This window comes from Lutibacter litoralis (assembly GCF_014646675.1).
In the GTDB taxonomy this organism is placed as follows: domain Bacteria; phylum Bacteroidota; class Bacteroidia; order Flavobacteriales; family Flavobacteriaceae; genus Lutibacter; species Lutibacter litoralis.
Genome location: NZ_BMNS01000001.1, coordinates 242,212 through 267,122, shown reverse-complemented (window position 1 = coordinate 267,122; position 24,911 = coordinate 242,212). Strand labels below are relative to the sequence as shown.

General features: G+C 30.6%; 21 protein-coding genes. 12 read left to right on the top strand and 9 right to left on the bottom strand.

The window, feature by feature from the left end:
- Position 1: 1 nt before the first annotated feature.
- Positions 2 to 754, top strand: coding sequence for a tetratricopeptide repeat protein (locus IEW75_RS01140; RefSeq protein WP_134248203.1), 753 nt, complete (start codon positions 2 to 4; stop codon positions 752 to 754).
- A 9-nt stretch (positions 755 to 763) separates the two neighbouring features.
- Here the strand turns inward: IEW75_RS01140 and glmS are convergent, their stop codons facing one another.
- From glmS to IEW75_RS01125, 3 genes are read right to left on the bottom strand one after another with little or no spacing between them, the layout of a single operon-like run.
- Positions 764 to 2,617, bottom strand: coding sequence for a glutamine--fructose-6-phosphate transaminase (isomerizing) (gene glmS, locus IEW75_RS01135; protein WP_134248202.1), 1,854 nt, complete (start codon positions 2,615 to 2,617; stop codon positions 764 to 766).
- Positions 2,618 to 2,631: 14 nt separating this feature from the next.
- Positions 2,632 to 4,158 (bottom strand): DUF4270 domain-containing protein, encoded by a 1,527-nt coding sequence (locus IEW75_RS01130; RefSeq protein ID WP_134248201.1) that lies wholly within the window; start codon positions 4,156 to 4,158, stop codon positions 2,632 to 2,634.
- Between the two features lie 29 nt (positions 4,159 to 4,187).
- Complete coding sequence (locus IEW75_RS01125) at positions 4,188 to 4,994, bottom strand: glycogen/starch synthase (protein WP_134248200.1); 807 nt, start codon at positions 4,992 to 4,994, stop codon at positions 4,188 to 4,190.
- Between the two features lie 108 nt (positions 4,995 to 5,102).
- Between IEW75_RS01125 and panC the strand changes: the two genes are divergently transcribed.
- Genes panC through radA form a run of 4 tightly spaced genes read left to right on the top strand, consistent with a single transcriptional unit; the run spans position 5,103 to position 8,709 of the window.
- Positions 5,103 to 5,942 (top strand): pantoate--beta-alanine ligase, encoded by an 840-nt coding sequence (gene panC, locus IEW75_RS01120; RefSeq protein ID WP_134248199.1) that lies wholly within the window; start codon positions 5,103 to 5,105, stop codon positions 5,940 to 5,942.
- Between the two features lie 38 nt (positions 5,943 to 5,980).
- On the top strand, positions 5,981 to 6,331 hold the full coding sequence (gene panD, locus IEW75_RS01115) for an aspartate 1-decarboxylase (RefSeq protein WP_134248198.1): 351 nt from the start codon (positions 5,981 to 5,983) through the stop codon (positions 6,329 to 6,331).
- A gap of 2 nt (positions 6,332 to 6,333) precedes the next feature.
- Positions 6,334 to 7,311: a lysylphosphatidylglycerol synthase transmembrane domain-containing protein gene (locus IEW75_RS01110; RefSeq protein ID WP_134248197.1), complete on the top strand. Its 978-nt coding sequence runs from the start codon at positions 6,334 to 6,336 to the stop codon at positions 7,309 to 7,311.
- A gap of 39 nt (positions 7,312 to 7,350) precedes the next feature.
- Positions 7,351 to 8,709, top strand: coding sequence for a DNA repair protein RadA (radA, locus tag IEW75_RS01105; RefSeq protein WP_134248196.1), 1,359 nt, complete (start codon positions 7,351 to 7,353; stop codon positions 8,707 to 8,709).
- An 88-nt stretch (positions 8,710 to 8,797) separates the two neighbouring features.
- Here radA and IEW75_RS01100 read toward each other — a convergent pair whose 3' ends face one another.
- A complete protein-coding gene (locus IEW75_RS01100) occupies positions 8,798 to 9,544 on the bottom strand; it encodes a uroporphyrinogen-III synthase (RefSeq protein WP_134248195.1) in 747 nt (248 codons plus the stop codon).
- Positions 9,545 to 9,561: 17 nt separating this feature from the next.
- Positions 9,562 to 10,224, bottom strand: a complete 663-nt coding sequence (locus IEW75_RS01095; protein WP_134248194.1) for a DUF4271 domain-containing protein — start codon at positions 10,222 to 10,224, stop codon at positions 9,562 to 9,564.
- 70 nt (positions 10,225 to 10,294) lie between these two features.
- Here IEW75_RS01095 and IEW75_RS01090 point away from each other — a divergent pair, with 70 nt between their 5' ends.
- Genes IEW75_RS01090 through IEW75_RS01080 form a run of 3 tightly spaced genes read left to right on the top strand, consistent with a single transcriptional unit; the run spans position 10,295 to position 12,832 of the window.
- Positions 10,295 to 11,014 carry a polyprenol monophosphomannose synthase gene (locus tag IEW75_RS01090; RefSeq protein WP_134248193.1) on the top strand — a complete coding sequence of 240 codons (720 nt, stop codon included), beginning with the start codon at positions 10,295 to 10,297 and terminating at the stop codon, positions 11,012 to 11,014.
- A gap of 17 nt (positions 11,015 to 11,031) precedes the next feature.
- Entirely contained in the window at positions 11,032 to 12,381 is a 1,350-nt protein-coding gene (locus IEW75_RS01085; protein ID WP_134248192.1) for a dihydroorotase, read from the top strand.
- On the top strand, positions 12,374 to 12,832 hold the full coding sequence (locus IEW75_RS01080) for a DUF4296 domain-containing protein (protein WP_134248191.1): 459 nt from the start codon (positions 12,374 to 12,376) through the stop codon (positions 12,830 to 12,832). The genes IEW75_RS01085 and IEW75_RS01080 overlap by 8 nt, the downstream gene beginning before the upstream one ends.
- A 215-nt stretch (positions 12,833 to 13,047) precedes the next feature.
- Here IEW75_RS01080 and IEW75_RS01075 read toward each other — a convergent pair whose 3' ends face one another.
- Positions 13,048 to 14,955, bottom strand: coding sequence for a S9 family peptidase (locus IEW75_RS01075; protein WP_229714366.1), 1,908 nt, complete (start codon positions 14,953 to 14,955; stop codon positions 13,048 to 13,050).
- 40 nt (positions 14,956 to 14,995) lie between these two features.
- On the bottom strand, positions 14,996 to 16,060 hold the full coding sequence (locus IEW75_RS01070) for an endonuclease/exonuclease/phosphatase family protein (protein ID WP_134248190.1): 1,065 nt from the start codon (positions 16,058 to 16,060) through the stop codon (positions 14,996 to 14,998).
- 302 nt (positions 16,061 to 16,362) lie between these two features.
- Between IEW75_RS01070 and IEW75_RS01065 the strand changes: the two genes are divergently transcribed.
- The 4 genes from IEW75_RS01065 (at position 16,363) to trxA (ending at position 22,412) form a co-directional block, all read left to right on the top strand.
- Positions 16,363 to 19,116: a TonB-dependent receptor gene (locus tag IEW75_RS01065; RefSeq protein ID WP_134248189.1), complete on the top strand. Its 2,754-nt coding sequence runs from the start codon at positions 16,363 to 16,365 to the stop codon at positions 19,114 to 19,116.
- Between the two features lie 10 nt (positions 19,117 to 19,126).
- The gene (locus tag IEW75_RS01060; RefSeq protein ID WP_134248188.1) at positions 19,127 to 21,193 is read left to right on the top strand and encodes a DUF5689 domain-containing protein; all 2,067 of its coding nucleotides are present in this window, start codon (positions 19,127 to 19,129) and stop codon (positions 21,191 to 21,193) included.
- Positions 21,194 to 21,385: 192 nt separating this feature from the next.
- Entirely contained in the window at positions 21,386 to 21,712 is a 327-nt protein-coding gene (locus tag IEW75_RS01055; protein WP_134248187.1) for a hypothetical protein, read from the top strand.
- 340 nt (positions 21,713 to 22,052) lie between these two features.
- Positions 22,053 to 22,412, top strand: a complete 360-nt coding sequence (gene trxA / locus IEW75_RS01050; protein ID WP_134248186.1) for a thioredoxin — start codon at positions 22,053 to 22,055, stop codon at positions 22,410 to 22,412.
- 80 nt (positions 22,413 to 22,492) lie between these two features.
- Here trxA and IEW75_RS01045 read toward each other — a convergent pair whose 3' ends face one another.
- On the bottom strand, positions 22,493 to 23,476 hold the full coding sequence (locus IEW75_RS01045) for a PorP/SprF family type IX secretion system membrane protein (RefSeq protein ID WP_134248185.1): 984 nt from the start codon (positions 23,474 to 23,476) through the stop codon (positions 22,493 to 22,495).
- 12 nt (positions 23,477 to 23,488) lie between these two features.
- A partial coding sequence (locus IEW75_RS01040) for a T9SS type B sorting domain-containing protein (RefSeq protein ID WP_188703949.1) occupies positions 23,489 to 24,911 on the bottom strand: 1,423 nt, incomplete at its 5' end.

Below are 24,911 nucleotides of genomic sequence, written 5' to 3'. Positions count from 1 at the left end.
TATGAAAAAAATAGTTTGCATAATAATATTGATGTTCAGCCTAGTTGCTTATTCACAAGAAGTAAACAAACTATTTGCTGAAGGAAACACTTTTTATAAAGAAGAAAATTATACCAGAGCCGTTGGTGTTTATTTAGCCATTGAAGAACAAGGAATGGAAAGCGACGATTTGTATTTTAACATTGCAAATTGTTATTATAAAATGAATAAAGTTGCACCTGCAATTTATTATTATGAAAAAGCTTTAAAAGTAAATCCTGCAAATGCAGATGCGAAAGCAAATTTGGCATTTGCAAAAAGAATGACCATTGATGTTATTGAAGAATTACCAAAAACCTTTTTACAACGATTCTCTGCCAATATAATTCAAAAATTACCTTTTGATACTTGGGCAATTATGGCAGTAATAGCTTCATTTTTAGCCTCTTTATTGTTTTTGTTGTATTATTTTTCAACTTCATCAACAAAGAAATTATTTTATTTTAACACCAGTATTTTTGCTGTTTTTATTATGATTGTAACCGTGTTTTTTGCGTATAATAATTTTAAAACGGTTCAAAAAGATAGAGTGGCTATTATCTTTTCTCCAAAAGTTGAAATAATGAATGCGCCGTCTGCCAGCAGTGATGAAATTTTTGAATTGCACGAAGGCACTAAAGTAATAGTTTTAGATAAACTAGATAACTGGAAAAAAATTAAAATAGCCGATGGTAAAACTGGCTGGATTTACGCCGATGCTTTAAAAGAAATTTAGTTATTAATTTTATTCTACCGTTACAGACTTAGCTAAATTACGAGGCTGATCTACATTACAACCGCGCATTACAGCAATATAATAAGACAATAATTGTAAAGGAATTGTGGTTAATAACGGAGTAAATGCTTCTTCGGTTTCTGGAATTTCAATAACATGATCTGCAATTTCTTTTACAACAGTATCTCCTTTGGTAACAATAGCAATAATTTTTCCTTTTCTGGATTTAATTTCTTGAATATTGCTTACAACTTTTTCGTAATGTCCTTTTTTGGTTGCAATTACAATTACAGGCATAGAAGCATCAATTAAAGCGATAGGACCGTGTTTCATTTCAGCTGCTGGATAGCCTTCAGCGTGTATATAAGAGATTTCTTTTAGTTTTAAAGCACCTTCTAAGGCAACTGGAAAATTAAACCCTCTCCCTAAATACAAACAATTTGGCGCATCTTTATAAATTGCGGCTATTTTTTCAATTTCAGTATTAATTTTTAATACTTCTGTTACTTTTGAAGGTATTAATTTTAATTCTTGTAAATAGTTATTAAACTTAGAATTAGACAGCTCTCCTTTTAAATTACCTAACTTTAGAGCTATTAAAGAAAGCACAGTTATTTGTGTGGTAAATGCTTTGGTAGAAGCTACACCAATTTCTGGACCTGCGTGTGTATATGCTCCAGAATTTGTTTCCCTAGCAATGGAAGAACCTACAACATTACAAATTCCAAAAACAAAAGCACCATTTGCTTTTGCTAATTTAATTGCAGCCAAAGTATCTGCAGTTTCTCCAGATTGAGAAATAGCGATTACAATATCGTCTTTACTTATTATTGGATTTCTATATCTAAATTCTGATGCGTATTCAACCTCAACAGGAATTCTGGCAAATTCTTCAATAAGATATTCTCCAACTAACCCAGCGTGCCAAGAGGTTCCGCAAGCAACAATAATAATACGCTTTGCGTTTAAAAATTTAGTAATGTTGTTATCAACACTACCCATTTTAATAATGCCTTTATCTGCTAAAAGGCGTCCTCTATAAGTATCTGAAATTGCATTTGGTTGCTCATGAATTTCTTTTAACATAAAGTGATCATAACCACCTTTTTCTATTTGTTCTAAATTAAGTTTTAACTCTTGAATGTAAGGTTCAACAAAAGAATCGTCGTTAATTTTTCGAACTCTAATTTTTTTTCCGAGCTTAATTATCGCTAATTCTTCATCATCTAAATAAATGGCATCTTTTGTATATTCAATAAATGGAGAAGCATCAGATGCTATAAAAAATTCTGTATTGTTTTCCCCAATACCAATCGCTAAAGGGCTTCCTAATTTTGCAACTATAATTTCGTCGGCTTTGCTTATATCGTACACAGCAATTGCATAAGCTCCAACTACATTTGTAAGTGCCAACTGTACAGCTTTACCTAATTTACAGTTGTTTTTTAGTTGAACTTCTTCAATTAAATTTACTAAAACTTCGGTATCAGTTTCACTTTTAAATGTGTAACCTCTTTTTATAAGTTCTTTTTTAATAGTATCATAATTTTCAATAATACCATTGTGTACAATTGCTAAATTTCCTGAATTTGAAATATGCGGATGTGAATTTTCAGTACTAGGAATACCATGAGTAGCCCAACGTGTATGACCTAATGCTAAATTTCCTGTGGAGTTATTATTTTCAATAATTTTTTTTAATTCGGCTACTTTACCTTTGGTTTTAAAAAGCTTTAGTTTGTCTTCTGTTGAAGTTAAAACAATTCCAGCACTATCATAACCTCTGTATTCTAATCTCTGTAAACCGTTAATAACTATTGGATATGCTTCTCTAAAACCCAAGTATCCAGTAATTCCACACATAAAAAGCGAAAATTTTAATTATTTAATTCTGTATAAGTTACTTCAAGTTTAACCCTTTTATCTCCAGCACTTTCATTGTATAAAACAACTCCTTTCGGATTCCAACTATAGTTTTTTAACTCAACATCTGTAATGCTTGTTGGTGCATCAGAAGAATTATAAACTTTAATTCCAAGTTTTACTAAGTCAAGAGGTTCATCAGATTTTAATAATTCAGAAATATAATCGGTGATTTTAAATGTATACTTATAAGGGTTTCCATCATCATCTCTTTCTAAAGTTCCTCCAACTGTTAAAATTCCTTCAGAAACCATATCTAAAAGTTGCTCTTTTTCATCGTAATTATAAACAAAAAGTTGCTCAGGAATTATGTTTGAAGAAGCATTTTGATCTACGTAAAGTGTTAAATTAGCATCTGTTATTAGCCAATTGTTAGCTCTAAGATCAGTTAAATTTTCATTTGAAAATAGCTCAACAGTTGCTATTGAACCACCAGCACCTTGAACATATATTCTATCGTCTCCCGAGAGTTTAGAATTTGTATAATCTCTTTCTAATATATTGGATTTAATAGATCCGAAAGCAAAATTATAAACATGTTTTGTTCTAACATTTTCTTCTCCTTTTGTACCATTACCGTTCAAATCTTGTACATCTGTTTCATCTTCAGTTTTAGAATAATAAATCACCATTTTTGCAGTTGCCATATTTAATGACAATAGCTGTGCTTTTTCACTCATTAATTCCGCAGCCTCGATATATAAACCTCTAAAATAACGACTAAAATTATCGCTATTTAAAAATTCTGAATTTGAAGGATTTTCAACAAAAAGTTGGTGTATTAAGGTTTCATTTAAAGGAAGTTTAATTGAAGGACCTAAATTATCATTTTTAATAGTATCAATATCATAAACCGTTAAACCATCATTCAAATATCTTTTAATATATGTTACTGTATCATTCGGATTTATTTTAAAATCTCCTGAAAACAATGGAATATCTCCTTTTTGAAATTCTTTATCGGAATAGTAAATAGCTTGTTTTGAAGGATCGTTAGGGTCTAGTGTATTTAAAAACGTTTTTAATTCAAAAATATTTAATTGAAAAGGAACGTCTTTATTTCCAAATACAGAATCTATAGAGAATTTAGGTTTTCCGTCTGTATAATCTTCTATTCTTGTAGCTTGATAAGGTATATGGATAAGTACCGAATCTATAGCGGTATTGTCTCCATAACCTGAAACATAAGATTCACCAAATGTTGGTAAATTTAGTTGCGTTACAATAGATGCTTTTAATTTTCCAAATTCTTCATCGGCATAAACTCCTAATAAATATTGTGGTAATATATTTGCAGGTACGCGTTCAATATTTTCATTTTCTGTTTTAACTTCTGAGGTAAATTTATTGGTATTAAAGGTGTCATTATCAATAAGGCTTACTCCAACACTTTCAATTTCTTTTTCACATGAGATAAGTGAAAAAATCACCAAAGAAAATACTGCTAAGTATTTAAATGTACTTACAACTTTTGTTGTCATATTATAAATTACTATTTGTTAGGTTTAAACTATAGAACGTTGTTACTATAAAATTCTGTATACTTATTTTCAAACTCTTCTGGTGGAAAGTAATCTAATACAGGTTTATTGCTTGTTTTTAAAGATTCTAATAGCTCATTTGGGAGTTCTTCGCTACCTTTAATAAGAGCATCGGAATTTTCAATTGCATTAATTAAAATATTTGTATAGTTTGGGTTTGTGATAGTCTTAAGTTTGGAAGCGTCTATACCGTCAAATTTAATTTTTTCATTAAAATTGTCATTTAAAGAACCTTCAAATCCATTATTATAAAGAGATGTTACAATTTTACTGTCTGTAAATAAAGGATCATTTTTATAGTATTCTTTAATATACAATGGTAAAAGTGAAGCCATCCATCCGTGAACATGTATAATATCTGGAGCCCAATTTAATTTTTTTACAGTTTCAACAACACCTTTTGCAAAAAATATGGCGCGCTCGTCATTGTCTTTAAACAGCTCATTATCTTCGTCTGTAAACAAGGCCTTACGTTTAAAATATTCATCGTTATCTATAAAATAAACTTGCATTCTTTCTTTTGGAATAGAAGCAACTTTTATAATTAAAGGCATATCCATGTCATTAATCACTAAATTCATTCCAGATAAGCGGATAACTTCGTGTAATTGATGTCTTCTTTCATTAATTAATCCATAGCGAGGCATAAAAATACGTGTCTGGCCTCCCTGTCCATGAATCATTTTTGCTACTTCAAATGAAGTTATAGATAGTTCGTTTTCAGGTAAATAAGGTACAACTTCCGATGAAACAACCAATACTCTCTTATCTTTCATATTCCAACCTTTTATTTTAAAGATTATGCAAAATTACGAAAATTTATGTAGATTTTGACTTGAAAAATGTAAGTTTGCACGCTTTTAACGTTTATTAACAAATAGACTATGTTAGTTTTTGCTAAAATAAAATCGGTACAAGAAAAGATTAAGTCGTTAAAAAAGGGAACTACTATTGGTTTTGTACCAACTATGGGTGCGCTTCATAAAGGCCATTTATCTCTTATAGAAAGGGCTAAAAAAGAAAATGATATTGTTGTAGTAAGTGTTTTTGTTAACCCAACTCAGTTTGATAAACAAGAAGATTTAATAAATTATCCTAAAACAATAGACAAAGATCTTTCCCTTTTAAAAGGCGTGTTTTGCGATATCGTTTTTGCTCCTTCAGCGAATGAAATCTATGCAAATAATATTACGTCACAAGCCTTTAATTTTGATGGTTTAGAGCATCAAATGGAAGGGAAATTTAGAGAAGGTCATTTTAATGGTGTTGGAACCATTGTAAAACGTTTGTTTGAAATTGTAAAACCAAAAAAAGCTTATTTTGGTGAAAAAGATTTTCAGCAGCTACAAATAATTAGGAATATGGTAAAAAACCATAAAATGCCTGTGAAAATTGTAGGCTGTGATATTTATAGAGAAGAAGATGGATTGGCAATGAGTTCTAGAAATGCCAGACTGACAGAATCGCATAGAGATGCAGCACCATTTATCTACAAAACACTAAAAGAAGCTAAAATGAAGTTTGGCACAAAAAGAGCTTTAGAAGTCATAGATTGGGTTGAAAATGAATTTAAAAAACAACCTCTTTTGGAACTAGAATATTTTGACATTGCAGATGAAGAAACTCTTCAAACAATAAAAAACAAGAATCCTAATCAAAAATGTAGAGCTTTTATAGCTGTTTTTGCAGGAGAAATACGACTTATTGATAATATAAGTTTATAAATATAAATACATTAACACAAAATTATTAATTTTGCACTATGCAAATAGAAGTAGTAAAATCAAAAATTCATCGAGTTAAGGTTACTGGAGCCGATTTACAATATATTGGCAGTATTACCATTGATGAAGATTTAATGGATGCATCTAATATTATTCAAGGAGAAAAAGTTCAAATTGTAAATATTAACAATGGAGAACGTCTTGAAACGTATGCAATTCCAGGCCCAAGAAAAAGTGGAGAAATTACATTAAATGGACCAGCCGCTAGAAAAGTAGCTAAAGGAGACATCATTATTATAATTTCTTATGGGATATTAGATTTTGAAAAAGCAAAATCTTTTAAACCAACACTAATTTTCCCAAATGAAAACGATAATTCGTTAACATAAATTTGAATAAAAAAATTAAAAAAACACTCTTTTTAATACTCCCAATACTTTTGGGAGTATTTTTAATTTGGTACTCTTTATCAAAATTATCACCTTCAGATGTAGCGTCTATTGAAACTTCTTTTAAAACAGCCAATTATTGGTGGGTTTTAGTGTCTTTAATTTTTGGAATATTAAGTCATTTATCACGAGCTTATCGTTGGCAATTTTTATTAGAGCCTTTAGGTTATAAGCCAAGGTTTGCAAATAGTGTGATGTCGGTTTTAATAGCTTATTTATTAAATTTAGTTATCCCAAGATCTGGTGAGTTTGCGAGAGCAGCGAGTATAAAAAAGTATGAAAATATCCCTTTTGAAAAAGCTTTTGGAACTATTGTAGCAGAAAGAGTTGCAGATGTAATTATACTATTAGCTATTATTGGTTTGGCATTTTTTTATCAAACAGAGTTAATCGGAAGCTATATTTTTAAGGAAGATGCTTCTGGGAGTATTTATTCTAAAATTTTTGTTTTTGTTGTATTACCATTAGTTGGTTTTTTTACCTATCGTTTTTTAAAAAAATCTAGAAATGTTTTTATTGTAAAAGTTATAACCTTCATAAAAGGCTTAATTGATGGAGCTAAAAGTATTTTTACAATGAAAAAGAAATGGAAATTTATTGCACATACAATTTTTATTTGGGCAATGTATGTACTCATGTTTTATGCCGTAACTTTTGCCTTGCCAGAAACTACAAATTTATCTTTTGCAGCAATAATTGTTGGTTTTGTTGTAGGTGGTCTAAGCATGGCATTAACAAATGGTGGTTTAGGAACCTACCCGCTTTTAGTTGCTGGAGCCTTGGTATTATATAAAGTAGATCATAACCCTGCACTGGCCTTTGGTTGGATAATGTGGACGGCCCAAACGCTAATGGTTATTTTATTTGGAAGCTTGTCGTTAATATTAATTCCAATATATAATAAATATCAAAAAAAATAGGTATTTCTTTATATATTTACTTTTTCAATTTTAATAAAAATGGCTAAAGTAAAAACTTCTTTTTTCTGTCAGAATTGTGGCACACAATACGCAAAATGGTTAGGACAATGCAAAGCTTGTAATGAGTGGAATACAATTGTTGAGGAAGTTATTCAAAAGGAAGAAAAAAGAAATTGGAAACAAGCTTCTGCTGTTAAAAAAACAAACAAAGCCTTAAAAATAAATGACATTGTTTTAGATGAAGAAGATCGAATTTCAACACGAAACAAAGAGTTAGATAGAGTTTTAGGTGGTGGTTTGGTAAAAGGCTCTATGACGCTTTTAGGTGGAGAACCGGGTATTGGAAAATCTACTTTGTTATTACAAATTGCCTTGGTAATTCCCAAAAAAGTACTGTATGTTTCGGGTGAAGAAAGTCAGAGCCAAATTAAAATGCGTGCAGAACGACTTCAAACAAAGAATACAAATTGCCTTATTTTAACCGAAACTAACACACAGCATATATTTAAAGTTATAGAAGAAGTGCAACCAGAGGTTCTTGTTATAGATTCTATTCAAACATTACACACTGAGTATATTGAAGCTTCTCCGGGTTCTATTTCGCAAATTAGAGAAACTACCGCCGAACTTATAAAATTTGCAAAAGAAACTGCTACACCGGTTTTATTAATTGGTCATATAACTAAAGATGGAAATATTGCAGGACCAAAAATATTGGAACATATGGTAGATGTTGTGTTGCAATTTGAAGGCGACAGAAACCATACATATAGAATTTTACGTGCCAATAAAAACCGCTTTGGTTCAACAGCGGAACTTGGTATCTATGAAATGCAAAATATCGGTTTAAGAGAAGTTGAAAATCCTTCAGAAATATTAATCTCACAAAAAGAAGACGATTTAAGTGGTACTGCGATTGCGGCTACCTTAGAAGGTATGCGACCTCTAATGATTGAAGTTCAGGCTTTGGTTAGCACAGCAGTTTATGGAACGCCACAGCGATCCGCAACAGGTTATGATCTTAAAAGATTAAATATGTTATTGGCTGTTTTAGAAAAACGTGCTGGTTTTAGATTGGGCGCAAAAGATGTTTTTTTGAATATTGCAGGTGGCATAAAAGTAGATGATCCTGCAATTGATTTGGCAGTTATAAGTGCCATTTTATCCTCAAACGAAGATGAAGCAATTCCACAAGATTTTTGTTTTGCTGCAGAAATAGGCTTAGCAGGTGAAATACGTGCAATAAATAGAATAGAACAACGTATTTTAGAGGCTGAGAAATTAGGATTTAATAAGATATTTGTCTCAAAATTCAATAAAATAAGCTCAAAGCCTTATGCAATAAGAATTGTACAAGTTGCTAAAGTTGAAGATATTTATGCTAACTTATTTGCATAAAAAAAACATCCTAAATCTTCATCTGAAGAAAAAAATAGGATGCTTTTTAGTTCGGTTTTAAGGGAAACTCCCTTACGAAGTCTTTAAGTTATTTTTTATTCGCCTTTAAAATATATTTTTCTAAAGCCATAGTCATTGAAGGGGTTTCAGGTGTTGGCGCTTCAATAGTACATTTTAAACCTGCTTGTGTGGCAGCTTTTACAGTTGAATTTCCAAATACAGCAATACGTGTATTATTTTGTTTGAAATTAGGGAAATTTTGAAATAATGAATCTATTCCAGAAGGTGAAAAGAATACCAAAATGTCGTAAAATACATTCTCTAAATTAGATAAATCGCTCACAACTGTTTTAAATAACGTAGCTCTAGTCCAATTAACTCCAAGTTCATTTAAAGTTTCTGGAACAATATCTTTTAATTTATCAGATGAAGGGAGTAGAAACTTTTCATCTTTATATTTTTTAATAATAGTTGATAATTCAGGGAATGTACGTTTTCCAACGTAAATTTTACGTTTACGATACACAACATATTTTTGTAAATAATAAGCAACAGCTTCAGATTGGCAAAAATATTTCATTGAATCCGGAACGGTAAATCGCATTTCTTCTGCCACTCTAAAAAAATGGTCAACAGCATTTCTGCTGGTTAAAATAATTGCGGTATAGTTTCTTAAATCAATTTTTTGCGTGCGCACTTCTTTTGCAGAAACGCTTTCGACATGAATAAATGGCACAAAATCAATTTTAACTTTTTGCTTGTCAATTAAATCTGAATAAGGAGAATTTTCTGTCTTTGGAGCTGGCTGAGAAACCAAAATTGTTTTCACTTTCATAAACTTCAATTTTGTGCTTAAATTGTTAATTTTAAAATAATCACCAAGGGTGCGATTTCAAGGACGCAAAGGTACAAAATAAAATAAAACAAGTTGTTAAATACCAGCTTTTTATTATTTATTATTAAAACAACATACCTTATTAATACTAAAATAACAAAAACAATCAGGGTGATTTTAAATAATATATTTTCAAAATATTTTGAATAGGCTGTTAAGACTAAAAGAGGTAATACCCATAAAATCAGATTGTTAAAATAATTCATTTTTTCGAATGAAATTTTTTTATAAAGTTTTTCTAAATTAAAAATAACTGAAAAAATATTCCCAATTAAAAAACGAATCAAGAAGTAAAACCCTATCCCAAAGGCAATTTTTAGGAATAAATCTATGCCATTGGTTCCAACATCCACATTAAAAATAAATGTTATAAAGTAAAATAATAGCGAAAGACTTATTAATTCTACAACAAAAGATAGTACTTGATAAAGATTAAAAAAGGTTCTTTTTTCTTTATTAAAATAGCTAACCAATTTGTTTTTTTTAAAGAAAAAAATACTTGTATGCAATAGCCTATTTCCAAATAATCTTTTTTGAACAGCCAATACAACAAGGATTATTAAAAATGCCATGGTAATCCAATCATTATCTTGACGTATTATATTTTCTGCTGTAATCATTAAGTAACTTAGTTAGTTTATGACAAAATTAGTGATTAATTGTTTTATCTTTGCTGCAAAATTGATCTATATGTCAAATACTCTGGTAATAATACCAACGTTTAATGAAAAGGAAAATGTTGAAGCGATAATTAGAGCTGTATTTAAGCAGGAAATGCAATTTGATATTCTGGTTGTAGATGATAATTCACCAGATGGAACAGGTGATATTGTGATAAATTTACAAAAAGAGTTTCAAAATTTATTTTTAGAAGTAAGAACTGAAAAGCAAGGGTTAGGAACTGCCTATATTCACGGTTTTAAATGGGCGTTAGATAGAAAATACGATTATATTATTGAAATGGATGCCGATTTTTCTCATAACCCAAAAGATTTAATAAAATTGTACAATGCTTGTGCAAAGGAAGGAGCGGATTTTTCTATAGGATCTCGATATTTAAATAATAAAATTAATGTTGTAAATTGGGATATTAAACGTCTTGTTTTATCTTATTTTGCATCAAAATATGTTAAAATTATAACGCAAATCCCTATTTACGATACCACCGCAGGTTTTGTTTGCTATAGACGAAAGGTATTAGAGACTTTAGAGTTAGATAAAATAAAATTTGTTGGATATGCGTTTCAAATTGAAATGAAATTTAAAGCTTGGAAAAGAAAATTTAAGCATAAAGAAGTTTCAGTTATATTTACCGATAGAAAAAGAGGAACGTCAAAAATGAGTGGATCTATAATTTCCGAAGCGATTTTTGGTGTAATTAAAATGAGAATTACTGGGATTTCTAAATAAATTTAAGAAAAAGAACAATGAGTTTAACACTTATAAAAAATGCCCAAATTGTAAATGAAGGTACAATTATGGAAGGTGATGTTTTAATAGATGGCGAATACATAATTGATATTGATATTTCCATTAGTTCAAAATCTTCCGACACCTTGGTTATAGATGCAGAAGGTAAATTTTTAATTCCTGGGGCAATAGACGATCAGGTTCATTTTAGAGAACCAGGATTAACACACAAGGCAACTATTGAAACGGAGAGTAGAGCAGCTGTTGCTGGTGGAATCACTTCTTTTATTGAAATGCCAAATACTGTACCACAAGCTACAACTCAAAAATTGTTGGAAGAAAAGTTTGAAATTGCTTCAAAATCATCCTATGCAAATTATTCATTTATGTTTGGTGGTACCAATCATAATTTAGAAGAGTTATTAAAAACAGACCCCTCAAATGTTGCAGGGATAAAACTATTTTTAGGCTCATCTACAGGAGATATGTTGGTGGATAATGAAGAAGTCTTAGAAAAAATATTTTCTTCAACAAAAATGTTAATTGCTGTACATTGTGAGGATGAAGAAACAATTAAAAACAATTTAGAAACCTATTTAAAAGAATACGGAGAAGATATTCCAATAGCATTACATCCAAAAATTAGAAGCGAAGAAGCTTGTTATTTATCTTCTTCAAAAGCTATTGAATTAGCCAAAAAAACAGGAGCACGTTTGCATGTTTTTCATCTTTCAACAGCTAAAGAAACGGAGCTGTTTACAAATAAAATACCATTAGAGAAAAAACAAATTACAGCAGAGGTTTGTGTGCACCATTTAACTTTTGATGAAAGTGATTACAAATTAAAAGGGACTCTTATAAAATGGAATCCAGCTGTTAAAACTGAAAAAGATAAGGAAGGTTTGTGGAAAGCATTGTTAAATGATAAAATTGATGTTATTGCTACAGACCATGCGCCACATACACTAGAAGAGAAGCAACAAGTGTATACCAAAGCGCCAAGTGGAGGGCCATTAGTACAACATGCACTTCCAGCGATGCTAAAAGCATATAGACAGGGTAAAATATCTATTGAAAAAATTATAGAGAAAATGTGCCATAATCCTGCAAAAATTTTCAAAATTGAAAAAAGAGGATTTATAAAAAAAGGATATTATGCTGATTTGGTCCTTGTAGATATAGCATCCCCTTGGACTGTGAAAAAAGATAATATTTTATACAAATGTGGTTGGTCTCCTTTTGAAGGAACTACTTTTTACTCTAAAATTACACATACTTTTGTAAATGGTAACCTTATTTACAATAATGGAAAGTTTAACGACACAATAAAAGGTAAAAGATTACTGTTTAATAGAACACATGAATAAATATTTATACATACTTTTTATTAGTTTTTTTATGTTTAGTTGCACGAGTAATACGATATTAAAAAAACCTGATAATTTGATTCCTGAAGATCAAATGGTTGATTTATTAACAGATTTATTGTTAGCTGTTAATGCTGAAACTACAAAAAACTTAGATTTAAAGCGCAAAGTAGATTACCACCCTTTAGTTTTTAAAAAATACAATATTGATAGTACCCAATTTAAGGAAAGTAATTTTTATTATACCTCTAGAGTAGATGATTACGATGTTATTTTATCGAAAGTTGAAGAGCGTTTAAAAACCTTAAATAAAAAGTTTGAAACCTTAAAAAGAGAGGAAGATTCTATTGCGCAAGCAATAAAAAATTTAGAGAAAAAATCTATAGATTCAATTAATAAAATAAAGCGAAGACGGGTAGAACCTATTAAAGAAAACTTGAAAAGAAAATAAAGTTTTCTGAATTTTCATAAATTTATAAATGTTTATTTTCCGCAATACTATTTTAAAGAACTTTTAGAGCTCCTAATCATGCTAAAAACTACTTAAAATAAGAAATTGTATTCCGATTCTAATGAAAACTGGGTATTGAAGTTAAATTGAGGCTGTCTAAAAATTTAATATTTTTAGACAGCCTCAAGTGTATTTTATCAAATTCGGATTTTTAATTATAAGGTTTCATCTAACCATTTATAAAATTCGGTATGCCAAATAAAGCTATTTTGCCCATTTAATACCCAATGGTTTTCTTCTGGAAAGAATAACAATTTACTTTTTATTCCTTTTAATTGTGCGGCTTGAAATGCTTCTAAACCTTGCCCAATAGGAACTCTAAAATCTTTAGCCCCTTGAATTATTAAAATAGGTGTATCCCATTTATCAACAAAATTAGCAGGGTTAAATTCATTAAAAGTTTTTTGAGCAGCTGCATTATTTTTATCCCAATAATTACCACCTAAATCCCAGTTTACAAAAAACAACTCTTCGGTAGTGCCATACATGCTTCTTAAATTGTACATCCCATCATGTGCAATAAAACTTTTAAATCTTCCTTCGTGAATTCCGGCTAAATAAAATGCAGAATACCCACCATAACTGGCTCCAACACAACCTAATCTATCTGTATCTACATAGTTTTCTTTAGAAATATCATCAATGGCAGCTAAATAATCTTTCATATTTTGTCCGCCATAATCTTTACTAATTTGCTCGTTCCATTCAATACCAAAACCAGACATTCCTCTTCTGCTTGGTGCAACAATTATATAACCATTTGCAGCCATTAATTGGTAATTCCATCTAAAAGAATACGACTGACTTAATGGGCCTTGCGGACCGCCTTTGCAATATAAAATTGTTGGATATTTTTTTGAAGGATCAAAATTTGGTGGATAAATAACCCACGTTAACATGTCTTTACCATCGGATGTTTTTACCATTCTTTTTTCAACCTTACTTAAGGTTATGGAATTGTAAGTAGCATCGTTTGCGTGTGTAAGTTGTTTTAACGTACCATTTTTTAAATTGTAAGTATATAATTCGTTTGCATGATTCATGTCTTTACGATTTACAACCAACATATTTTTAGATTGTCCTACAATTCCACTTACATCAAATTGTCCGTTGGTAAGTTGTTTTGGCTGACTTATTTTGTTTGAAGATTTAGGAACATTAATTTCAAAAAGTTGAACAGTTCCAAAATTAGGTGCAACAAAATAAATTTTTTCACCTTTCGTGTCCCAAGCAAAACTATGTACAGTTTCATCCCAATTTTCAGTAATATTTACTTTTTCACCATCAATTAAAATAATAATATCATTCTTGTCAGCTTCGTAACCGTCTCTTTTCATTTGTAACCAAGCCAATTGATTTTTAGATGAAAAAGCAGGATTTGTATCGTATCCTTTATTACCTTCAGTTAAATTAATAGTGTTTTTTGAAGCTAAATTGTAACTATAAATATCTGTATTTGTACTTACAGAATACGCTGTTCCGCTTAACTTTTTTGTTACGTAGAGTATGTTTTGGCTATCTGGGCTCCAAAGGTAATCTTCCGATCCTCCAAAAGGTTTTTGCGGACAATCAAAAGGTTCGTTAGACATAATGTCTATTGCTTCAGCATATTTTGAGTTCGCTTTGTAAAACACGTGACTGTAGGCGCCGTCTTCCCAAGTATCCCAATGACGGTAATTTAATTCGTCATAAATCTGCACATTTGAGTTTTTAATTTCAGGATAAAAATCTTTTCCAGATATATTTTTAAGTTTTACATCTTCAGTAAAAATTGTATAAGTTCCATTTGGTGAAATATGCTTGTTTGGAAGTAGGTTTTTATAGGTTTCTATAGCAAAAGGTATTCCGCCTTCAATAGGAATTTTATATACGGTTGTAACTTTAGTATCCGTTGCAACGTTGTATTTTGAAGTGCTATAAATTACATCCTTGCCATCTTTTGAAATTCCTTTTGCTGAAACTTTGTTTAATTCCAACAGCATTTTAGGAGTCATAACTTCTTGAGCCGAAACGCTTCCAAAAGTTATGGAAATTAATAAACTTACTACTATTTTTTGTATCATTCTTAGGTTTGATTTATGGTTTGCTTAGCAAATTTAATATTTAATTTTTTAGTTGAGGCGCACTTACTTCTTTAATCAAATACATATAAACGGGATAATGATCGCTATACCCATTTATAAAATTATTTCCAGCAAAACTTCTATGCGGATAGCCTTTGTATTTCCCTGTTTGTGTAGTTAAATATTGTGGGTTAAACACGTTTGTTTTATACATTTTATAGGTTGAATAATCTTTTTTGGTTGTTAAAAGAGGAGAGGTAAACATAATTTGATCGAATAAATTAATGTTATCTCTGTAAACCAAGGTATTTTGTCCACGTCTAAACATGTCTTCCATTGGATTGTAAATATCTCCTTCTTTAACGTTAGCTTTTTTAGATTTGGTTTTAAGCACCTTTTTTAAACTTGTATTATGCGGATCATCATTTAAATCTCCCATAATAATAATCTTAGGATTTGGATCTGTAAGTTTAATTTTTTCAACAATTTTTGTGTTTAAATAAGCTGCTTTTTCTCTTTTAGACCTGCTGTTAGCTTCACCACCTCTTCTAGAGGGCCAATGATTTACAATAACATGAATCAGTTCGTCATCTAAATAACCAGAAACTAATAATTGGTCTCTAGTATAAATACGCATTCCATTTTCATTCCATAATTTTAATTCAAAAACTTCGTGATGCGTTGGTCTAAAATAATTTGGTTGGTATAATAAGGCAACATCAATTCCTCTTAAATCGGGAGAATCGTAATGAATAATATCGTATTGTTTATTTTTTAAATTATCGGTTTGCAGTAAATCTTCCAGTACTTTTCTGTTTTCTACTTCTGCAACACCAATTATAGCTGCGGAGTTTTTTGTCTCGTTAGACCCAATTTCTGACAGAACTTTAGACATATTTGCTAATTTTTTTTGATATACCTCTTCACGTCCTTCTTTTATTCCCATAATAGGACTGGCTTCGTCGTTTTTCAGCGTGTCGTTTACGGTATCAAATAAATTTTCTAAATTATAAAATGCAATGGTTCTAATTTGAAAATTCTCTTGCGCAAAAAGTGTATTTGAGATTAATAAGAGAGGTAATAATAGTTTTAATATATATTTCATTTGATTGTATTTATAGATTTATAATTTGAAAATTGACGCTCATTTTTCAAGTTTTAAGAATGCTAATTTACTAACAATTTTTAAGCCAAGATATTAAAGATATTATAAAATGCAGCGTATTTTTTTAATTTGATATTATTAAAAAGTAATTTATGATTTGATTGTTGATATTGGGTAGATAAATAAAAAAAATATTTTTAAAAAGCTTTTTTTTAGGTGTTTAGGCTAATTGTTTGTTAGTATTTTAGAAGTATTTATTTTTCATTTTCAATATTTTTTTGTTAATTGTAAAAAAATTGTAAATGAAAAAGCTACTATTCCTAGGTTTTTTGTGCTTTTTGTATGGCTATAATCTAAATGCACAAACTACCGCATCTATTCGAGGAAAAATTATTGATATCACATCAAAAAAACCATTAAAAGGCATTTCTATAGCCTTAGAAAATACCTTATTCTTTACTGAAACCGATATAAATGGTGATTTTAATATTGAGAAAATTCCAAATGAATCTTATGTGCTTCGCTTAAATTTTCAGGGATATCAATCTCAAAAAATCCCAATAATTATTGAAGATTCTACTACAATTAATTTAGGTGTTATTTATTTGTCAAAAGCAATAATAGAAGTTGCAGATGATAGTTTAATATTGTTAACCGATGATGATTTATTAGATGATGGTGAGCGGAGTTCGGATTATACGGCTGGTTTATTTCAATCTTCAAAAGATGCATTTTTAAGAGCTGCTTCCTTTAATTTTAGTCAGGCCTGGTTTAAAGTTCGTGGCTATGACTCTAGTTATGGTTCCATTTTAATTAATGGTATTGAAATGAATAAATTATACGATGGCGGACCGCGATGGAGTAATTGGGGAGGTTTAAATGATGTTTTTAGGAATCAAGAATTTTCGAATGGAATACAAGCTTCAGAAAATAATTTTGGAGGTCTTTTAGGATCTACAAATTTTAAAACACGTGCCTCGGAATATAGGCCTGGAGGAAAAATTTCTTTCGCCTCGGCAAATAAAAGTTATACCGGTCGTGTTATGGCAATGTATGCAACAGGGTTTAATAAAAATAACTGGGCATTTGCTGTTTCTGCATCCAGAAGATTTGCCCAAGAAGGTTATTTGGAGGGTACTTCATACAACGCTTGGGCTGCCTTTATAGCTGCAGAAAAGAAATTAAATAGCAATCATAGTATAAACATTACAGCTATCGCTTCGTTAAACCGAAGAGGGAAATCTTCACCAAATACACAAGAAGTGTACGATTTAAAAGGCTCGCAATACAATGCTTACTGGGGAAAACAAGAGGGAGATAAGAGAAACGCTCGAATTAAAGAGATCTTTGAACCTATTGTAATGTTCAGTCATTTTTACGAAAAAGAAAAAACCACTTTAAAAACAACCTTAGCGTATCAATTTGGGCATATTGGAAATAGCAGATTGGGATATTTTAACGCACCAAATCCAGATCCAACGTATTGGAAATACTTGCCGAGTAGTTTTTTACGATTTGATGATAATTTAGATTATACAAATGCGTATTTAGCCGAACAAGAATTTTTAAATAACGGGCAATTAAATTGGCAAGAAATATATCAGAAAAATACGGATAATGGTAATTCGTTATATTATTTATATGAAGACAGGGTGGATGACAATCAACTTACTATAAGTACGGTTTTAGCAAAAAATATTGGGAGTAATTTAAATTTACATGCAGGAGTTTCATTTAAAAATTTGACCTCAAGTAATTATGGAAATATGATAGACTTATTAGGGGGAAATGGATTTGTAGATTTAGATCAATATGCTGAAGGCGAAGCCAGACAAAATGATTTAAACAACCCAAATAGGTTGATCGAGGTTAACGATAAATTCCAATACAATTACACTATAAACGCTTCAGTTGCAAGTACCTTTGCGCAACTACAATTTTCTAAAAACAAGCTAGATTATTTCGCTGCTTTAAATTTTAAAAGCACGAATTATCAAAGAGATGGATTGTTTAAAAACGGAACTTATGAAAATAGTTCTTTTGGAAAAAGTGAAAAACAATCTTTTGTAGATGCGAGTTTAAAAGGAGGATTCACCTATAAGATTACAGGTCGACATTTGGTAAATGTAAATGCAGCATACATTTCAAATGCACCAACAATTAGAACGGCATTTTCAAACTCTAGGGTTAACAATAATATAACTCCTAATCTCACTAGCGAAAAAGTGACTACAGGTGATGTAAATTACATTTTTAGAGGTTTAAAAATACAAGCTAGAGCGACAGCTTTTTATACAAATTTTACAGATGCTATAGAAACATCTTTCTTTTTTGCTGAGGGATTATTGGGGGATCAAGCAGATTTTGTAAACGAAATTATTACTGGAGTTTCTAAAAAGAATATTGGAGCAGAATTAAGTTTTGAATATCAGGTTGTTCCATCTGTAAAATTAATTGCAGTTGGCTCATTTGGTCAATTTACGTATAATAATAACCCACAATTGTATTTACAATCGGAAAGTTTTGTTAATGAAACTAGCGATTTTGGAACAGCTTTTTTAAAAAATTACCGTGTTTCTGGAACGCCGCAAGAAGCTTATTCTTTAGGTTTTGAATACCGGGATCCAAACTATTGGTGGTTTCAGTTAAATGGAAATTTGTTACGTAATAATTACTTAGATATTTCTCCATTATTAAGAACCGATAATTTTTATACAGATGCAGACGGAGTTCCTTTTTTAGATGATGAAACTGGTGTTGAAGTAACTCAAAATCAAGTTGATAATTTATTAGAACAAGAAAAATTTGAAGATGCTTTTCTGCTAAATGCTGTTGGAGGAAAGTCTTGGAAAATTAACGATTATTATGCCGGTTTTTTTATTGGGGTAAATAATGTTTTGGGCGAAGTTTTTAAAACTGGAGGCTTTGAACAATCCAGAAAATCAAATTATCCCGAATTAAAACGAGATAAACAATTAGAAAAACCAATTTTTGCCCCAAAATACTGGTACGGAAACAAAGCTTCGTACTACTTAAATTTTTATGTAAGATTTTAAAAACAACGCTATGAAGATATTAAAAAAATTAAAATTTAGCGCATTTATGTTGCTTGTAACAAGTTTGTATTTGGGTTGTGTAAAAGACGACGGATTTTCAACTCCAAAAGTGGATTGTGTTGAGATTGATATAACTTCAACCAACACTATTGCTCAAATAAAAGATATGTACACTTTTGGTGGTGCAACAAAAATTGAAACCGATGTTATTATTGAAGGTTATGTGGTTTCTAACGACAAATCTGGTAATATTTACAAATCACTTTCTATTCAAGATAAACCTGAAAATCCGACTGCTGCCATAAAAATTGCTATTGATCAATCGGATATTTATACAACCTATAATGTAGGGAGAAAAGTGTATGTAAAATTAAAAGGTTTGGCTGTTGGATATAGTTTTGGAAGTATTCAAATAGGGAAAGCTGCTGCAACAGAATTAGGAAGAATTCCGGCTTTGGAAGTTAAAAATCATATAATTCGTTCTTGTGAGGTTGTTGAAATTACACCAAAAGTTGTAACTATTAATGAGTTGAATGAAAATATGTTAGAAATGTTAATTCAAATAGATAATGTACAATTTAAAACTTCAGAACTTGGAAACGCTTATGGAAATATTAAAAATTCAACAACTGAAAATAGAATTTTAGAAAGTTTTAATAGTAATTGTAATTTAACAGGAGAAGTGTTACTTAGAAACAGTGGTTATTCGGATTTTAAAAACCAGTTATTACCAGAAGGAAAAGGAAGTGTAATCGCAATTTTCAGTAATTATTATGAAGACTTTCAATTGTATATTAGAGGTGTAGAAGATGTAAAATTTACAGAAGCCAGATGTGATTATTCACAGGTAGTAACGCCAAATAGTTCAATATTAGAAATTACAGAAATGTATAATAACAGTCTAGTTGAGTTTGGAGTTGAAAATAATTATGTTGTTGAAGGCTACGTTGTTTCTAGTGACGAATCTGGAAATTTTAAAAACAGGTTAATTATTCAAGATGCAATAGAAAATCCTGCTGCTGGAATCCAATTATTGATTGATAAAGATTTAATTTTTGAAGAATATAATAGAGGAGATAAAGTTTTTGTAATATTAAACAAGCTTTATATGAACAAAATGGATGAAGTTTTAACAATTGGATATCCAAAAGGAAGTGGGATTGCAAAAATTGAAACCTCAAAAGTTGGCAGTTTTATTTTTAATAGTGGAGAAAATTTCACCATAACTCCAACTAAAATCTCTATTGCTGAGGTTAAAAATTCAGAATTTAAAAACACATTAGTAACTGTAACGGATGTGCAATTAACTTCAAGTGAATTGGGAAAAGCTTTTGCTTTTTTTACAGGAGATAATGATGGAATTAGAACTTTAGAATCATGCAACGAGCCAATTAAATTAGGAGTGTTTACAAGTGGAGAAGCTACTTTTGCAAATGAAAAGTTCCCTGAAGGAAGCGGAAACATTACAGGTGTTTTATCTTCAAATTTAGAAATAAGACAATTGGAAGATGTTGTATTTGCTGATGCTTATAAAGAATGTCCAATTATTATTCCTAAAATAATGATTACAGAAGTGGCAGACCCAAAAAATAGTGTTTCTTCTAGGTTTGTTGAATTGTACAATGCAGGTGAAACAGAAATTGATTTATCAGGTTGGAGATTGAATAAATATGTAAATGGAGCAACTACCGCATCAAGTTCTTCAGTAGTGTTTTCTGGAATTATAATTCCTGTAGGTGGTTTTATAATAGTTGCAAATACGGGATTTGTAGATATGTTTTCTATAACTCCAAATATAGAATCTACTTATATATCAGGAAATGGTGATGATGTTTATGAATTGGTTGACAATTCAGGAAACAGAATAGATATTTTTGGAGTAATTGGTGAAGATGGGAATGGAACAAATTGGGAATATTTAGACGGACAAGCAATACGAAATTTGGATATAAACGAGCCAAATAAAATATTTACAATTAGTGAATGGAAATGCTATTCAGATGCAAACAATAATTTGATAACCAACCCAAATACGCCGAAAAATGCTCCAAATGGATTTTCTCCAAATTTAAGATAGTGTAAAAAATAGGTAATAAAGCGCTAAAAATAAATAAATAATTCAACGAAACACTTAATAAAATCATAAATCCTTAATTTTAAAAAAAATCATTCAATTTGTATTAAATCTTATCAACTTTAAAAACAGGTGTAAATTTGTCATAAATTTGAATAGTTAAATAAATGAAAATAATTTTTAAAATTAAATAAAATGAACAAGTTTAGATTATTGGCAATTGCATTAGTATTTGGAACAACAAGTTTGTTTGCAAGTACAATTATTACACCGGATGTTTCTAAAGATGAAATAAGAAAACAAATTGTAGAATTAGTTGAAAATTCAGAATCTTTAGTTGAAAACCAAGTTTTAGTACAGGTGACTTTTACATTTAGTTCAGAAGGGGAAATAGTTGTTTTAAAAGTAAATTCAAGAGACAAGCAAGTTTTAAATTTTATTCGTGAAACTTTAAATAATAAAACGCTAGAAAATCCAGGAAGAGCTAATAGACATTATACTTTGGCAATCAACATAAAGTAATATTTTAGTATAAATTTTACATATAGGCTGGTATAAAACAAAATTTAAGTTAGCCTTCTTTCAACTCCGCTCAATAAATTGGTTATTGAGCGGAGTTGAAATTTTTGATTCTAATTACAGCCTATGTATTTGTTACTTGTGGGTTTTAAATTTTTTCCAATTTACATATATTAAAATTGTATTTAAAATGGCAACTAGAGCAGTAGGAGTAATAGTTGAAATTACGTTTATATCTATAGTTGTAACTTTTGTTACTCTAGTTTTGTAAGATTTTGTGTCACTTTGTCGTCGAATATAATGGTATAGTAATTGCTATATAAGAAATATTAAAATAAATAAAATGACAGAATTATTAACAAAAGAAACTTTTTTAGAGAAAGTTTTTAATTTCGAAAAAAATAAAGAGTGGAAATTTGAAGGAGATATTCCTTGCGTAATTGATTTTTATGCAGACTGGTGTGGCCCTTGCAAAGCGGTTGCTCCTGTTCTTGAAGAGTTAGGTGAAGATTATAAAGGAAAAGTAAATATATATAAAGTTGATACAGAAGCAGAGCAAGAATTAGCTGCTGCTTTTGGAATTAGAAGTATTCCTTCTATTTTATTTGTTCCAAAAAATGCTGAACCTCAAATGGCACAAGGTGCTTTACCAAAACACCAATTTGAGCAAATTATTAAAGATGTTTTAGAAGTTTCAAAGTAAACCTCAAGAAACCCCAAAAAAAGAGCCACTCACTCAGTGGCTCTTTAATTAATAAAACGTTACGATTAAATTTCCGAAAATTAATCTCCGTTAGTTTCATTTTTCATTTGAATAATCTCCTCAGAGTTTTTTCCTTTCATCCAATAAAATGGAGGTTTTCTTTTAGATTTATTGGCTTCACTTCCTCCTAAGTTTAAGATGATACTAAATTCGTGGGAACCATTGTTGTAATTTGAAAGTTCAGAAGTGATGGCATCATAAGTATATCCTATCTTTAAATTATCTGTCAGCCTCATTTGAAAAAGCCCTGAAACAGACTCATCTATTCTATGTGAGAGTCCAAATTCTAACTTGTCATTCCATAAAATACTTGTAGAAATATCTGTTGATAACGGACTTCCGTTTACCGCTCTAAACATTACCGAAGGTTTTAGTTTAAAGGTTTCATTTAAATCAAACACATAACCTGAAGAAATATAAAAAACCATTTCATCTGAGGCACTTGAAACAACATTGCTGCTTTTTGCATATCGTTTTGTTTTTAAAATGTTTATAGTAGACACACTTGCATAAAACTTATCGGTATAATAAAAAGCACCTGCTCCAATATTTGGATTGAACTGGTTGATGTTTTCACTAAATAAATTATCGTTTTCAATTCCTAATTCCAATAAGTCTACGTTTAAAAAACTTCCACCGGCTTTCAGTCCAAATGCCAAAGTAGCGTCTTCACTTGCTGCTATAGAGTAGGAGAAATCTGCAAATACGTGGGTTTCATTTAATACATATACCTTGTCATTTACAATTGACAATCCCAAACCCACATTTTTACCGGTTTGCCCGTGTAACGAAAGTGTTTGTGTTTCTGGACTACCAGCCTCACCAGCCCATTGACTGCGTATATTAGCCGTAGCGGTAAACAACCCGTGACTACCGGAGTAGGCAGGGTTGATTAAGCTAAAATTATTGTAATACTGCGTGTATAAAGGATCTTGTTGTGCAAAACCTTGAATGCTTATTGCTAAAACTAGTGCAAATACCGTGTTTTTAAATATATTTTTCATTTGATCTTTTTCTTAATAATTGATGTATATCCAACCTTTTACTATTTTACTTCCTCCTTCTATGCTTAGTACATAGAAGTACGGAGCTGCAGGAAGTTTTCTGTTCTTACTGGAAGAGATTCCATCCCAATAGTTTTGATATGCTTTAGATTCATACACCATATTCCCATAACGGTTATAGATTTGAATACTGTTGTTAGGATATTTATGAAGTCCTGCAATGATAAACTCATCATTAACACCATCTCCGTTTGGAGAGAAACCTTTTGGTATTTCTAACTCGGCTTGATCACAGATATCTCCAATACCGTTACGGTCTAAATCTGCTTGGTTAGGGTTTGAAACTAATGGACAGTTATCTACTGCATTGTCAACTCCATCACCATCTACATCGGCATCACAAACATCTGCAATTCCGTCGCTATCCAAATCATCAGAAGTAAAGGTTACAATAGCTATTTCTGAGGCGCTGTTTCCAGAGGTGTCTGTAACTGTTAATGTTACAGTATGCTCATCTAAAGTTGGGCAACTAAACGCTGTTTGATCTATACTGATAGAGGCAATACCACAGGCATCAAAACTTCCGTCATCGATATCTTCTGCTGAAATTGTTCCAGTTCCGGTTTCATCCAATTCCACAGAAATGTTTTGAGTAATTACAATTGGAGCTGTTGTGTCTTCAACAGTAACTGTAGTTGTACACATACTTGTATTACCACTAGTATCGGTTACTGTAAGTGTAACGGTATTATCACCTATTGAAGTACAATCAAAAGAAGTAACATCTATACTTATAGATTCAATACTACAATTGTCCGAAGAGCCATTGTTTATATCCTCCACAGTAATACTTGCAGTTCCGGTTTCATCTAATTGAATTGTAAATGGAGCTGAACAACTTGCTATAGGAGCTACAGTATCAACCACAGTTACAACTGCAATAGCATTAGCTCTGTTTCCATTAACATCCGTTACGGTAAGTGTAACTGTATTTTCACCAACAGCTGTACAATCAAAAGTTGTTGTATCCAAAGATAAACTTTCAATACTACAATTATCAAAAGAACTGTTATCAATATCTTCAACAGAAATAGAAGTCGTTCCATTTTCGTCTAATTCAATTGTAATATCTTGAGTAATTACAGTTGGTGCAATTGCATCTTCTACTGTTACAACTGCAGTAGCGTTAGCACTATTTCCATTAACATCCGTTACGGTAAGAGTAACTGTATTTTCACCGACAGCAGTACAATCAAAAGATGTTGTATCTAAAACTAAGGTTTCAATTTCACAATTATCTGAAGAACCATTATCAATATCAGCAGGTTCAATAGTCGCTGTTCCGTTAGCATCAAGTAGAACAGTAATGTTTTGAACAATTACAACAGGAGCAATGCTTTCTTCTACAGTTACAACTGCAGTAGCATTAGCGCTG